The organism is Roseimaritima sediminicola (assembly GCF_009618275.1).
Classification (GTDB): Bacteria; Planctomycetota; Planctomycetia; order Pirellulales; family Pirellulaceae; genus Roseimaritima; species Roseimaritima sediminicola.
Genome location: NZ_WIAD01000060.1, coordinates 18391 through 32060 on the forward strand (window position 1 = coordinate 18391; position 13670 = coordinate 32060).

At 64.3% G+C, this 13670-nt stretch carries 9 protein-coding genes; 3 read left to right on the forward strand and 6 right to left on the reverse strand.

All coding sequences use genetic code 11. From position 1 onward, the window contains the following. Nucleotides 1–56 precede the first annotated feature (56 nt). Nucleotides 57–1448 (forward strand): 2-oxoglutarate dehydrogenase complex dihydrolipoyllysine-residue succinyltransferase, encoded by a 1392-nt coding sequence (odhB, locus tag GE027_RS19985; RefSeq protein WP_153558998.1) that lies wholly within the window; start codon nucleotides 57–59, stop codon nucleotides 1446–1448. Nucleotides 1449–1679: 231 nt separating this feature from the next. Here odhB and GE027_RS19990 read toward each other — a convergent pair whose 3' ends face one another. The 5 genes from GE027_RS19990 to GE027_RS20010 form a co-directional block, all read right to left on the reverse strand. Beyond that, nucleotides 1680–2432, reverse strand: coding sequence for an N-formylglutamate amidohydrolase (locus tag GE027_RS19990; RefSeq protein ID WP_153558999.1), 753 nt, complete (start codon nucleotides 2430–2432; stop codon nucleotides 1680–1682). Beyond that, nucleotides 2429–3688, reverse strand: a complete 1260-nt coding sequence (locus GE027_RS19995; RefSeq protein ID WP_153559000.1) for a glutamate-cysteine ligase family protein — start codon at nucleotides 3686–3688, stop codon at nucleotides 2429–2431. Before GE027_RS19995 ends, GE027_RS19990 begins: the two co-directional genes overlap by 4 nt. 215 nt (nucleotides 3689–3903) lie before the next feature. After that, entirely contained in the window at nucleotides 3904–5379 is a 1476-nt protein-coding gene (locus GE027_RS20000; RefSeq protein ID WP_153559001.1) for a RimK family protein, read from the reverse strand. After that, nucleotides 5376–6176 (reverse strand): C39 family peptidase, encoded by an 801-nt coding sequence (locus GE027_RS20005; RefSeq protein ID WP_153559002.1) that lies wholly within the window; start codon nucleotides 6174–6176, stop codon nucleotides 5376–5378. The genes GE027_RS20000 and GE027_RS20005 overlap by 4 nt, the downstream gene beginning before the upstream one ends. Before the next feature lie 215 nt (nucleotides 6177–6391). Then, on the reverse strand, nucleotides 6392–7735 hold the full coding sequence (locus GE027_RS20010; RefSeq protein WP_153559003.1) for a hypothetical protein: 1344 nt from the start codon (nucleotides 7733–7735) through the stop codon (nucleotides 6392–6394). A 329-nt stretch (nucleotides 7736–8064) separates the two neighbouring features. Here GE027_RS20010 and GE027_RS20015 point away from each other — a divergent pair, with 329 nt between their 5' ends. Next, nucleotides 8065–9474 carry a tetratricopeptide repeat protein gene (locus tag GE027_RS20015; protein WP_153559004.1) on the forward strand — a complete coding sequence of 470 codons (1410 nt, stop codon included), beginning with the start codon at nucleotides 8065–8067 and terminating at the stop codon, nucleotides 9472–9474. 500 nt (nucleotides 9475–9974) lie between these two features. Here the strand turns inward: GE027_RS20015 and GE027_RS20020 are convergent, their stop codons facing one another. Then, entirely contained in the window at nucleotides 9975–12239 is a 2265-nt protein-coding gene (locus tag GE027_RS20020; RefSeq protein ID WP_153559005.1) for a protein kinase domain-containing protein, read from the reverse strand. A gap of 346 nt (nucleotides 12240–12585) precedes the next feature. Here GE027_RS20020 and GE027_RS20025 point away from each other — a divergent pair, with 346 nt between their 5' ends. Beyond that, nucleotides 12586–13170 (forward strand): RNA polymerase sigma factor, encoded by a 585-nt coding sequence (locus GE027_RS20025; protein WP_237607687.1) that lies wholly within the window; start codon nucleotides 12586–12588, stop codon nucleotides 13168–13170. Nucleotides 13171–13670: the final 500 nt, after the last annotated feature.

Below are 13670 nucleotides of genomic sequence, written 5' to 3' on the forward strand. Positions count from 1 at the left end.
ACGATAAAAAGGTTTTGGGGGCCGATTCCCACGTGGTGCCGCCACGCGTTATCCTCATGAGGCGCAGTCGCGTCAGAAAACTCCCTTGCCCCATCCAGCTGCCAGAGCGTGTCCACGTGATAGATGTCAAAGTTCCCACCGTCGGCGAATCGATCAGCGAGGTTCAAATCGGCCAGTGGCTTAAAGCCGAAGGCCAATGGGTTGACAAGGACGAGGACTTAGTGGAGATCGAAACCGAAAAAGCTTCGGTTCAAGTTCCCTCGCCCGAAGCCGGATACCTGCGAAATATCAGCAAGCAGGAAGAGGAATTTGCTTCGGTCGGCGACGTGATCGCCGCTATCGAACCGGCGGCGGCTCCGGCCGAAGGTGGTGGAGCCGGCGGTGGCGAGAGTGGCGGTTCGGCGGCGTCGGACAAGGGCAATCAAACCGCTGCCGCGGTCGCTTCACCCGCCGAGTCCTCCGGTCCAAGTGCAGCGGGGCTGCCGGCCAGCGATGCACGCGGTGGCGGCGATGCCACGGTGATGCCCGCCGCCCAGCGGTTGCTCGACGACCTGGGACTCAAAGCCGGCGATGTGCGAGCGACAGGTCCCGGGGGCCGGTTGCTGAAAGAAGACGTCCTGGCGCACGTCCAGCGGTCTGCTGCTTCCACCCCATCGGCTCCGGCCAGCAGCCCATCGGCGCCCGCCGGCGATGCCTCGGCTCGCCAGCCCGCCGTGGGCACGTCCCTGGTGACCGGCGCCAGCGGCCACCGCGGCGAAGAGGTCAAGCCGCTGTCGATGATTCGCCGCACGATCGCCAACCGCTTGGTCGAAGCCCAGCAGACGGCTGCCCTGCTGACGACGTTCAACGAAATTAATATGCAGCCGGTGATGGAGCTGCGTAAAAAGTATCGCGACGCGTTTGTCGACAAGCACGGCGTCAAACTGGGATTCATGTCGTTCTTCGCCAAGGCCTCGGTCGAGGCGCTGCGGCGTTTCCCGGCGGTCAACTCCGAGGTCCGCGGCAACAACATCGTCTTCCGCCAGTACTACGACATCGGGATCGCCATCGGTGGCGGCAAGGGGCTGGTCGTGCCGGTGCTGCGCAACGTCGAAGACATGAGTTTCGCGACGATCGAACGCAGCATCGCCGAATTCGCCGAGTTGGCCGGCTCGAACCAGTTACAGCCGCAGGATCTGGAAGGCGGAACGTTTACGATCAGCAACGGCGGGATCTACGGTTCGCTGCTGTCCACGCCGATCGTCAACCCGCCGCAGAGCGGGATCCTGGGCCTGCACTCGATTCAGGAACGCCCCGTGGCCGAACGCGGCCAGGTGGTGATTCGGCCGATGATGTACATCGCGCTGACCTACGATCACCGCGTGGTCGACGGCCGCGAAGCGGTCACGTTCTTGAAAACCATCAAGGAAGTGCTCGAGGACCCGGCACGGCTGTTCCTGGAAGTCTGAACGCTTTGAAGCAGATTTCCTGGCTCCAGCGGTTTCTATGTGCCGGAACGAACGTTCCCGAATCGCGGAGCGATGGCATGTGGTAGCCCCGGGCGCGAGCCCGGGGAAACGGAATAAATACGAGCGAAAGCCCTGGAAGGGCGACATAAAGGTTCGCATGGGATCTCATGCCGTCCCTCCGGGACTCGCATCGGGTGTGAGGGCCCCGGCACCCCGGGTTGGCACCCGGGGCTACCGCATGTCGCCACTCCGTGGCTGCTGTACCGGTAAGGCTGCGGCATCGCTCACGGCCCTGCCGATCCGCTCACACCACGACCGCTGGGTGGTCGTGGCCAGCCGAGCGAAGCGGTTGTTGATCTCCAGTTCGATCCCCGCGTAACGCGTGTCGTCAAAGCGGCCGCGGAGCGTGGTGGTCAGCCCGTCGTCACAGCCGTGGTAGGGCCGGTTGGCGACCGCGTGCAGGCCGGCCCTGTTGAGCTGGTCGAGCAGACGCGTGGCCAGCTGCCGTTCCCAGGGCCGGTCGGGATCGAACAACACGCCCACGTCGAACCGCCGCTGCGTGCCGCGGTACCGGGGCGTAAAAGTGTGGATCGAAAGGTGCAGCACCCCACCGTTGGCTGCCCGCCGCCTGATTGCCGAGGTGACTCGCCGGCGATACGGCCGATAATAGGTTTGCAGGATGTGTTGCCGCCGAGCCGCAGCGCAGGAGCCGGTGAAACGCGAAAACAATTCCGGCGAGTCCTTGCTGCGGTTCAAATCGACGACCAGCCGCGACACGGTGCTCAGCCACAGTGGGCAGGCGAGGTACGCGGCCAGAGCACGTGCAACGGTGAGCGCTCCCGGGTCGTATCCGCGATGGCTGCGCAGGGCCCGAGCCGCTCCGGCGGTGGCAAAACAGTCGCTCAACTCGTCCGGGACTTCGCATCCACCGTGTTCGCAGCTGAGGATGCACGTCGTGCCGAGCTGAGAATCGATCCGCGTCATGGCAGCAACGGTTGGTCGTGCACCAGGCAATCGCCCAGCCGACGGTAGACCTCACGCAGCTTTTCCCGTGTCGGTTCGGCACCCAGGGCGTAGCGGATGCGGGTGGCCAGCGAACCGTGGTGGAGGATGATCTGCAGGGGGCTGATCAGCGCCTCGAGCGTCGCGTCTTGCTTTCGCAGTCGGCCCAGAAGTTCCGCCCACAAGTCGGCGGCGGTGATTTCCGGTTGGGTGATGCCGAAGAGGTTCAGGAACGCCGCATCGTCGATGACCGCCGCTTCGGCTTCCGTGGTGGTCTGGTCGAGCAACCGGCGCAGCGAAGCGGTCGAGGCGGCTTGCTGGGCGGCCGTGTCGCTCCATCGCTGGTCACATAACGCGCGGGCCGTGGCGGCGGCGGCGGCGCACAGGGCTAGGTCGGCCGAGGGGTATTCCTGGACGTCCATCACGCGGATTTCGATCGAGCCGCGGTCGAAGCGGGCAATGGCTCCGCGGGCGTTGGCGAATTCCACTTGCAGCACTTCCTGGGGATCTCGCAGGCGGAGCGCAGCGGCGATCGGGCCGAGGATTTCGGCTTCATAGCGTGCTTGGTCGAAGATCGCTTCGGGGATCACTTGACCGGTCAGCGACGGGACTTCGCGGCAGTGATCGGCGTACAGCCGCATGCGAGTGTCGGCGGTGCTGCGAACGCGGCCTTCCAGGACGGGGCTGCTGGCCGCCAGGGCCGGCAGCAACGGCAACAGGATGCGCACCGCCGCGTGAAGGCGTGCGAACTGGTCGTCGCCGCGAAAGGGCAGATTCAAATGCACGCTCTGGACGTTGCTCCAGCCCGGAGTGTGGCAATTGAAGATGCGGTCGTAAGCTCGATAGATGTCGTGGCCGGCGTGGGGCCACAGGCAGGTTTCTCGGGCCGCATCCATCCAAGGATGCATGGCCGTGGGCAGCAGTTGCAGCTGGTACTGGTCGAGGATGGGCTGGAGATTGCCCAGGGCTTCGCGGAACCAAGGTCCGACCGAGCGTAGATCCTTGGCCGGATCGGTGGTCTTGCATTCCAGCACATGGGCGGCCAGTTCGTTGGACCAGGTGACCGGACCGCAAACGGCGTCGCACGCCCCGTCGCCGGCCAACTGCTCGAGCACGCGGTCCGCCCAGGGACGCACGTCCAGAGACTGGCGGTCGACCAGCATGTATTCCAGTTCCACGCCATGGACGTCGAACAGAGCGTAAGCCGATGGATCGCAATACGTGTCAGAGGATGGCATGTTCAAAAAGAAATCATTTTCTCCCCTCTCCCCTGAATCCTGGCGAGCCTAAGCGAGTCAGGATTCGGGGGGAGAGGGGCCGGGGGTGAGGGGGATTGCCGCGTGGCGCCTTCGTCTTTGTGTTCTGCTGAGTGATACGGGATACGTCAAATCTACACGGAGCGTGCGTTACATGCAGTTGCGCCGGAGGCCTCTCTCGCCGCCCAGCAGCTGGGTCAGTTTCGATTCGCCAGCACCTTGCTGGCTTCGATGCGGCGGACGAAGGATTCCATGATCCGGCGATACAGTTCTTCGCGCAGCACGGCGTCCTCCACGCCCGAGTCGAGGTTCGGGTTGTCGTTGACTTCGATGATGTAGAACTGGCCGGCGGATTCTTTCACGTCGACGCCGTACAGTCCGCTGCCGATCAGGTTGGCTGCTTTCAACGCCAGCGCGACGGCTTTGCGCGGCGCGGTTTCCACAGGCATGGTCTCGCAGCGACCGAAGCGGGGTTGGGTGCCGTCGCCGGAGTGTTTGGCGATCTGCCAATGGCCGCGAGCCATGTGGTACTTGCAGGCGAACAGCGGGCGTTGGTCGAGGATGCCGATCCGCCAATCGAAATCCGTCGGCATGAATTCCTGCGCGATCACCAGTTCGGAGTCGGCCAGCAGGTCGTCCAGAACGGACCGCAGCTCGTCGGCATCGTTGGCTTTCAGCACGCCCTGCGAAAACGCGCTGTCGGGTTTTTTCAGGACGCAGGGAAAGGCCGCGGTGGCGGCGAGCGCTTCGGCGTTGTGGCGGTGCACAACGGTGGTCCGCGGAGTCGGGACTTTGGCCCGGGCCAACAGTTCCGCCAGATAGACTTTATTGGTGCAGCGAAGGATCGACAGCGGGTCGTCGATCACGACCAATCCCGCCGCTTCGGCTCGCCGAGCAAGGTTGTAGGTGTGGTGGTTGACGGCCGTGGTTTCACGCATGAACAGCGCGTCGAATTCCAGCAACCGTCCGCTGTCTTCGTGGGTGATCAACTCCGCGGCGATGCCTTCCGCCGCGGCGGCCTTGACCAGTCGCTTCAGGGCGACCTCGTCCGACGGCGCCAATTGACCTTCGGCCGGGTTGTGAAGGATGGCCAGGTCGTAGCGAGTGGCGGGACGTTTCAAACGGATGGCCGACCGCGCCGCAAAATGCCGCTGGGCCGCGGCCGCGACGAATTCCCGGTGGGGCCCCGGCACCTCCTGCAGGGCAATGGCCGTGACGTTGCGCAGCCGCCACTTGCTGCGGTGCGAGAACGTAAATCGCAGTAGCGGAGCTTGGAACAGGCCGTACAGCGCGGTGGCCAAGCGGTCGTGTTTCTTGGCGAGGTTCTTGCCAAAGTAAACGCTCAGGGTGAACTCGGCCGATGTCAACGATCGAAAAGATTTTTGAATTAATTCGTCCAGAGACTGCGGCACCAAACCGACGCCAGCCTCGGCCCGCAAGTCCTGGATCGTCATCACATCGGGGATCGGTCGCTGGCCGCGAGCTTCGGCCAACAGCGACACGTAGTACCCCAGGCTTTGGTAATCGTAAGATCGGCACAGGTTGTACACGCGCGTGCGCCGCCGAGTGGTTCCCGGCGACCCGGCCAGGTACTCCTCCGGCGACAGCTTGCGCACGTCGTCGAAATCGCCCAGCCAATCGTCCTCGGATTCCGCGACCAGGATGTTTTTCATCGGCGTGGTGCCGCCCGAGGTGTGTTTGTGGCTTCGGTGGCTTCGCCGGAAGGGGTGAGCGCCAGCAGGTTGGCGTCGTAGGTGAGGATGCCCAAATGGATCGAGGCGGCCACCTGCGACAGGGGTGCGGCGTACTTGCCGGTCGGAGCCAAGGGATTGGGGTGCAGCGGGTCGGCGATGAAGACCTGGCCGCTGTGATGGTCGTAACCGTGCAGGACCACAAAATGGCCCGTGGGTTCGCCCGCGATGTCGTCCTGAGTGCTGCTGATGCCGTGCCGATCGACCGCGTGGCTGCGTTCGCGGCATTCTTGATACAGGTACGTCGCACTCAAACCGCACAGCAGCGGGATGCCCTGCGTCAGCGACTGGACGATCAGTTGTTCATCCAGGGGCCGCATTTGAACTTGGCCGCCGAGCGACAGGAAACGCAGGTAGGATTGCGTCGACACCCGCAGACGATCCTGATCCAAATCGGTTCGCTGGCCCTTGGAGACCAGTTGTTGGCGAAGCTTGGCGGCCAGCAAATCCGACTCGGCGGTTCCCGTCGCGGCGAACCAGGTGGGGTCGAACAGCTGGAGGTTATAGGTGTTGATGACCGCCCGGTAACCGCGGCTAAGCCCGTGGCAAGCCAACTGTACGGCCATCGTCCCGCCACTGCCCAGCCGGCCGACCTCCTCGATCAAGTCGTTCAGCTCGACCGGGTCGTTCCAGTACTGATAGACGGCGGCCAAACAGGTAGGGCCACAGCTGGAGTCGGTGGGTTGGGGCTGGATCTCCAGCTCCAGAGCGTGCCTCATCGGCGTATTCGATGCAACGGTGACCAAGCCTGAACAGACGCGACAGCCGCACAAACAACAGGTTGCTCCCAGTGGGAGCGGCGGAATTGTAGTCCGGCGACAAGTCCGCAAGTAGTCATAAAACGAAAAGATTCGGTTCCGAGGGAACCGAATCTTTTCACACCTGTTCCAGCGTGGTTCACAAATTCGCCCGCCGTTGGGCGTACGCCTCTGCCTTAGCGAGCTGATCCGCTGGCTTTGCCCGCGGCGTTGCCTTGAGCGCGAGCGGCCGTCTGAGCCGCCGGCTGAGCGGCCGAACCGGCTTCGGCGCTGCCGCCGAACTGAGCTTGAGCTTGAGCTCGTGCTCGGGCCTGCGCTTGGGCTTGGGCTTGGGTCTGGCCGGCGGCTTGCATGGCGGCTTCGCCTTGACCCTGCACGCGGTTCTGAGCGCTGGCACCGAACTGCGCGGCGGCGCTACCGGCCTGTTGAGCTTGCGCCGCAGCGGCGTTGGCCCCGGCCTGGCCGGCCGCGACGGCTCGTCCGCGGGCGTTCAGGGCGGCGGCACCGGCTGCGTTCGCTTGAGCGCCGGCCTGGGCTCGCAGCGATGCTTGCAGTTGGCTTTGCGCGTTGGCAAACGCGTCCAGACGCTGCTCCAGCTGGTCGGCTCGCAGCAGCAGTTCCGCACTGCCCCGCTCGATCGCTTCGTCACGCATCTGCGAGATTTCGGCCCGGCGTTGGCTCGCGGCGATTCGGATTCGCGTCGCCAGATCCAGTTGACCGCTGAGCGTGGCGTTCTGGTTGGCGCCGCCCGACAGCACGGTGTTGAGACTGGACGATGCGGTACCGGCAGACTGGGCCGCGTCGTCCTGTTCTGGCGAAGCTGCAGTCGGTTGCGACTTTTCGGGAGCGGGGGCCGTGGGAGCCGCGTTGCTCGCTTGCTCGCCCGCGGTGGGCTGAGTGTCCTGACCGGCCTGAGCGTCCTGACCGGGGCGAGCGGCTTCCTGACGTAGCGGATTGAAGCGACCGAAGATGTTGTCGTACACCGCCACGTCGGCTTCGGTGATGCCTGGCGGAAGTCCGACCTGAGCGTTGGCACGAAGGTTCGCATTGGCTCCGGCGCCACCGCGAGCACCGCCCGCCGGACCGTGGGTTTGGCCGCCTGCACGAGCTCCGGCCGCTACGTTGGCTCCGACACCCAGCCGCAGGCCTCCGGCGGTTCGCAGGCCGCTGTCGCCGGCTTGTTGGGCGGCGCGAGCACTGCGCTGCGCGGCTTGGGCGGCGCGCTGGGCGACGGCCGCCGCGCGGCGCGCTTCGGCTTGCACGCGGGCTTGAACCTGACCCTGAATCTGGCTTTGGATCTGGTTCTGCACGCGGGCCTGGACTTGGGCTTGAGCCCGAGCCTGCACGCGCTGCTGCACTTGGGACTGGACGCGATCGGCCTGGGCGGCGGCTTGGGCGCGGCCTGCGGCACCGCCGGCGGCACTGCCTAAACCGCCCAGCCCCTGGGCGGCGACCGGTGCGGTGGGCAGGCACCAGGGCAACGCGCCCAACAACGCGGCCAGAATCGTTTTCTTCTTCATGCTCAAACTCCGTTTCGGGGGCATCCGTGTCGACAGCGAAGGCGTTTGCCGGTGCATCCTAACCTTCGGTGTTTCAGAGGATTCGGGATGGATTCGCCGTCCGAAATTTTGGTACTGGTCGGCTTCCACCTTGCGAACCTCACGGTGGTCTATACCGAATCGCCCGGGGCGAACGAAAGACGAAGGAGCCCATTTTGTTTGCATTTCGAGCCACGGCATCCATCTTCGCGCTCGTTCGGGTGGGGGAACCCGTTGGTTTGCGGGAACCGGTGCCAGCCCGAAGGCGGGCCTTCGTGGTCGGCCTGCTCGGCCAGTTGACGATGCTCGGCATGACCGCAGTCGCAAACGCCCAGCCCGCGCCAGCACCGCCGCCGGCCTCATCTACCGACCCGATGCTCTCGATGCTGTACGAGCGAGTCCAGCGGGACCCGACCCACGCCGACTCGTGGCGCCTGATCGGCAAGCTGCAGGCTCGCGGCGGCAACCCGACGGCGGCCACCGATGCGTTGATGCGGGCGCTGGAAATCGATTCCCACAGCGCCGCGACGCATTTTGATTTGGGGCAACTGCTGTGGGACGCCGGCGACACGGCCAGCGCTCAAACCCATTTCCAGCGCTGCGTGGCCATCGCTCCGCACAGCGACTACGCTCGGCGGCTGCGCGAGGCGGGCCGGGCCCCGCCGCTGGAGAACGGTGCCGCCGCGACGCCGGTCGCCGTCAGCTCCGACGTGGCGTATGCCTTGGCCGAACGATCGGCCGGAGCCACCGAGGACGAACCGCTGAAGCCGGTCGGCTATGAGATTCAAACCTTTGATGGTGCCGATGACCTGGACCGCCGCCTGGATCTGCTGCGCAGCGACGCCGATCCGACGCTGAAACGGCTGCGCGTGTTTCTCGAAACCGGCATGCTGTACAACTCCAACGTCAGCCTGACGCCGATCAGCCGCGAGTTGGCCGACGCGGACGCGGAAAGTTTTCAGGGCTTTCTGAACCCGGAACTGGAATACGTTGCTTTCCGTCGCGAGGTCTGGCGCGGTGGCGGGTTGCTGCGCGGCTACTTCAGCGTCAACGAGTCGTCGCAGAGCGAGTTTGATCTGGCCAGTTTCCAGCCCGGGGCGTTCCTCGAACGCGACTTCCAGGTGGGCAGCAGCGAATGGATCGGACGCCTGGAACACGTCTACTCGCTGGACCTGCTGGGCGGAGATCGTTTTGGCGATCGCCACAGCGTGACCGCCTCGATGATCATGATCCGGCCCGACCTGGACGTGATCTACACGTACTTTACCGCGGCGTTTTCGCAGTTCGACCAGGACGGCATCGATCCACAGGTCAACTCGCTGGACGGCCAGTCGTACACGGGCGGGATCAGCCGATTCTTTCAAACGGGCAATGACTGGTTGCCGACCTACAGTCTGGGCATGGACCTGGAGGCGGCCGACACCGAGGGCAGCGATTATCGCTACTGGGCCGCGAGCGCGCACGGCGATGTGACCTGTCAGCTGGCCGAGCGATGGAGTTTGATCACCACGGTCGGCGTCGGCCATCGCGACTACTACGACTTCACCGGCCCGGTCAGCCGCGATGAGTTGACGTGGCGCGTGCACACCAAGCTGCGCTGGCAAGTGTCCGACGCCTGGTCGTGGGCGTTGGTAGCGGGCCACGACCGCTTCGCCTCGGACAACGAAGATTTCGACGCCGAAAGAACCGAAGGCGGCATTCTGGCGACGCTGAATTACTGAGTGAAGGCAGTGGCATAGGCTTCCAGCCTGTGAGGAGAAATGCCTTCACAGGCTAGAAGCCTATGCCACTGATCCCGTAACTGAACCGCGCCAGACTTTGGACCGGTTCGCCACCATGCTCTTCTTAGCCCGCAGGGCGGCACAGCCCCTGCCGGGGACGTGAGTCCCCGGGATATCCAGGAAAAAATGCGCGCAGCCCGAAGGGCGGCACAGGGTGTGCGCATCTCTGTCGCCCCTCCGGGGCTTTTGTTTGTTTGGGGGGGTGCGGACCGGCGGTTGACACCGCCGGCAGGGGCTGTGTCGCCCTCCGGGCTGTTGCGCGCGTGTTGTTCTCCTCCATAGTAGCTCGGCTGTCCCAGCCGAGGGCGATGTGGTCCACGGTTGGGACGCTTCTGTCCAAACTCTGGCGAGCTCGGCTACCACCCGTCCGCCCCGTCCAAACTCTAGCGAGTTCGGCTACGAGGCTGGGGACTTCACAGGCTGGAAGCCTTGGCCACTGCTTACCAGCCTTGGATCCATTCGTTGCCGGCTTTCGTGATGGCTTGCTGCAGTTGCTTGCGGTGGGTTGCGTCGGCCATGTCCAGCGTGCGGACGCTGCCGTAGACAAGCACGATGTGCAGGGGCTGGCTGCCCTGCTCGACCATGGCTGGAGCCAGGTTCTCAACATCAACTTCGCTGTAGTCCTCGGGTTTGGTCCAGGGCACGCGCTTGCGGCCTTCGACCACCAGGACCGTATTGGCGGTGCCATCAAAGATGTCTCGATACCGGGTGCCCTTGCCTGTGCCCAGCACGCCCTGCTCGGTGGCGAAGCCCAGGAAGTTGGTGTGCGTTGCCTGCTGGTCGTCGGCCGTAAAGGAGCTGCGGTAGACGTCGGGCATTTGGTCGAGCAGTTGCCGGTTGTGCTCGCTGTCCCAGGGTTCGTCGAAACGATACTGCTCGTACAGGTCCGCGTGACCGATGAACGGCAGGATCGCCACTCGCCAGCTGTACGCCGGGCCGGTCTCGCCGCCGCCCGGCCCCCCGCCGCCCCGAATCGCCGTGTGATTTTGCGAACTGGGAAAGCGGTCGTAAGCATCGTGAAAGTTCGCGAAGGCAAGGCCGATCTTTTTCAGCCGCTTCTTGCTGTGTACGGCGGCGGCTTCCGCCTCGCCGCTCGTGATGTGCGACTGGGGGATGATCGCGGTGGCTTTGGCCTGGACGCGATTGAGGCCCGCGTTGCCGTGGTCCACCGAAAACAGGTCATGCATGACGTCGGACGAAGGTTCGCTTAACCTTTCCATGCCCATGCCCATGCCCATGCCCATGCCCATACCCATACCCATGTCCATGCTCATGCTCATGCCGCCCGCGGGCTTGCTGCCGTTTTCCGCTTCGTACTCCACGGCCACCTGTGATCCGGCCGGGACACGGACTTCCTGTACCGTGCCATCGGGATAGCGAATCTTGATCAGCACGCCCATCGCGCCCAGCACGACGCCCAGCAGCAAAGCCGCAAGGCCCGTGGCGACCAGTGCCCAGCGCGGCGCCGGACGGCGCATCCAACCGACCGGCGGCGCCGGCGTGTGGCTGACAGCGGCGGAACGCGACTGCGGCGCCGGCGAAGCCGCTTGAGCTCGCTCGATCAGCGCCGGCAGATCGTTGCCGGTGGCGAATCGAGCCAATGCGTCGGCCACCTGTTGAGGCGTCTGCGGTCGTGCGGCCGGGTCCTTGGCCAACATCGATTCGACCAGCTTCTCCAAAGCCGCCGGAACACCTTCAACGCAGCAAATTAATTTCGGCGGAGGCGTCGACACGTGCGCCGTCATCTTGGCAAACGGCGTCTCGTGTTGCCCGTCGGCAAAGGGAGCGTGGCCGGTGAGCAATTTGTACAGCGTACAACCGAGGGCGTAGATGTCGGCGCGGATGTCCACGCTGCGGCTGTCGGTGACCTGTTCGGGAGCCACATAGTCGGCGGTGCCCATCGCTTGGCCGGTCGCCGTAATCTCGGCATGTTCGCCCGCCAGATCGGCTTGCAGTCGCGCGAGCCCCAGGTCCAGCAGCTTGACCTCTCCGGTGCAGCTGAGCATTACGTTGGAGGGTTTGACGTCGCGATGGATGAAGCCTTGGTTATGCGTGTACTCCAGCGCCACGGCCACGCGGCGCACGATCTCGCAAGCATCCGCAGTCGATAGCGCTCCGGTTCGCTGGAGCACTTGTCCGAGGTCCAGCCCATCGATGTACTCGGTGACCAGGACGGCCCGGCCGTCGACTTCGCGGGCGTCGTGAGCGGTGACGATATGGGGATGGCTCAGCCGCCCAACGGCACGCATTTCGGCGTCAAAGCGTTCGCGCGAACGGCGGTCCGCCAAGCGATGGCTGGCCAGCACTTTCACGGCCACCCGGCGGCCCAGTTTCGTGTGCTGGGCGAGGAACACTTGGCCCATGCCGCCGCGGCCAAGCGGCCGCAGGATCTCGTACTCTCCGATCGACAGCGGCAGGGCGTCGGCGGTCAGGGTGCCGCCCGCGGTAGCGGCCGCCCACACCGCCAGCGATTCCGCGACGGCTCGCTGACATCCCGGCTCGTGTTGCCAGTCGCCGGCGTTCTCGCCCTCGCGGAGGCTGGCGATCAACGAATCCTCACGGTCGCTGATCGTTTCCAGTTCGCTCTGGCACTGCGGGCAATCCTGCAGATGAGCGAACACGGCCTCGCTGTCGGCACTGGAGAGAGTGCCGCTGGAGAAAGCATGCAGTTGATCGGGCGGCGGGCAGGCGGTAAGCGTCACCATCGGAGGCTCCTCAGTCGAGTTATCATTAGCATAAGTGCCCGCGACGGACGGGACCAATCGCAGGGTGCCTGATAAGATGAACGCAGGAGCCTGACAGGAAAAAAGAAAAGAAAAGTAGCTCGGCTGTCCCAGCCGTAGAGGGAAGGATTCTCGGCTGGGACAGCCGAGCTACTATGGGACAGTTGTGGTGGTGTGGGGTGTAGAGGACGTTTTCACAGGCTGGAAGCCTATGCCACTGGTTTTCACAGGCTGGAAGCCTATGCCACTGGTTTTCACAGGCTGGAAGCCTATGCCACTGTTTTCACAGGCTGGAAGCCTATGCCACTGGTTTTTTGGATTTGGATTGATGACGGCTGAGCATCCCACTCTATCGACGATGTGGCTCGGTGGCGTGCGGGCGATGGATGCGGACAGCTGGAGCCGGTTGGTCAGCACGTTCGGGCCGATTGTGTATCGCTGGTGCCGCACCGCCGGGGTGGCCGAGGCCGACGCGCCGGACGTGGTCCAAGAAGTTTTTACCGCGGTGGTGCGAGCCATCGTGCGGTTCGAACGCGAGAAGACCGAGGGCAGCTTCCGCAGTTGGTTGGCCACGATCACGCGCAACAAGGTGCGCGATTATTTTCGCCGGCGGCAGGATCACGCCCGCGCCGCCGGCGGGACCGAACCGCTGGTCCGGCTCGAGCAGATGGCCGAGGACCTGGATTCGACGATCACGCCGGCCAGCGGCTTCAGTCCGCTGGTGCAGCGGCTGGTCCAGCAGGTGCAGAGCGAGTTCGAGCCGGCCACCTGGCAAGCGTTCTGGCGAACCACCGTCGGCCAACAACCGGCCCGCGACGTCGCCGACGAGCTGGAGATGTCGGTCGCCAGCGTGTATCAAGCCAAGAGCCGCGTGCTCCGCCGGTTAAGGCAACGCATGGCGGAGTATTCGTAGAGCGGGTTGGTTGTCGTAGCTGAACTCGCCAGAGTTTGGGCGTTAGTTGTTAGTTGTTAGTTGTTAGTTGTTAGTTGTTAGTAGCGAGTGGCGAGTGGCGAGTGGTGAGTTTGGGTCGTGCTCGTGCTCGTGCTCGTGCTCGTGCTCGTGCTCGATTTGAGATTTGCCGACTCTCACGGAAACCATGTACGAATAGAATCGTTTTCTCCCCTCACCCCCGCCCCTCTCCCCCAAATCCTGACTCGCTTAGGCTCGCCAGGATTTGGGGGAGAGGGGAGAAAACGATTTTTTCAGACAATCTCCTGACTCCAATGGAATCTATGTGCGGGACCGGACGTTCCCGAATCGCGGAGCGATTGTCTGTGGTAGCCCCAAAGCGCGAGCCCGGGAAAACGTAACGGGCGCGAACGAAAGCCCTGGAAGGGCGACAGGAAGGTTGGCACCGGAATTCATGTCGTCCCTCCGGGACTGGCGCGCGAGTGTGGGGTGCCGGCACCCCG

Bases quoted from the DNA above. Each gene is read 5' to 3' on its own strand.
- odhB (WP_153558998.1), top strand. From the start codon at position 57: ATGAGGCGCAGTCGCGTCAGAAAACTCCCTTGCCCCATCCAGCTGCCA.
- GE027_RS19990 (WP_153558999.1), bottom strand. From the start codon at position 2,432: ATGACGCGGATCGATTCTCAGCTCGGCACGACGTGCATCCTCAGCTGC.
- GE027_RS19995 (WP_153559000.1), bottom strand. From the start codon at position 3,688: ATGCCATCCTCTGACACGTATTGCGATCCATCGGCTTACGCTCTGTTC.
- GE027_RS20000 (WP_153559001.1), bottom strand. From the start codon at position 5,379: ATGAAAAACATCCTGGTCGCGGAATCCGAGGACGATTGGCTGGGCGAT.
- GE027_RS20005 (WP_153559002.1), bottom strand. From the start codon at position 6,176: ATGAGGCACGCTCTGGAGCTGGAGATCCAGCCCCAACCCACCGACTCC.
- GE027_RS20010 (WP_153559003.1), bottom strand. From the start codon at position 7,735: ATGAAGAAGAAAACGATTCTGGCCGCGTTGTTGGGCGCGTTGCCCTGG.
- GE027_RS20015 (WP_153559004.1), top strand. From the start codon at position 8,065: ATGACCGCAGTCGCAAACGCCCAGCCCGCGCCAGCACCGCCGCCGGCC.
- GE027_RS20020 (WP_153559005.1), bottom strand. From the start codon at position 12,239: ATGGTGACGCTTACCGCCTGCCCGCCGCCCGATCAACTGCATGCTTTC.
- GE027_RS20025 (WP_237607687.1), top strand. From the start codon at position 12,586: ATGACGGCTGAGCATCCCACTCTATCGACGATGTGGCTCGGTGGCGTG.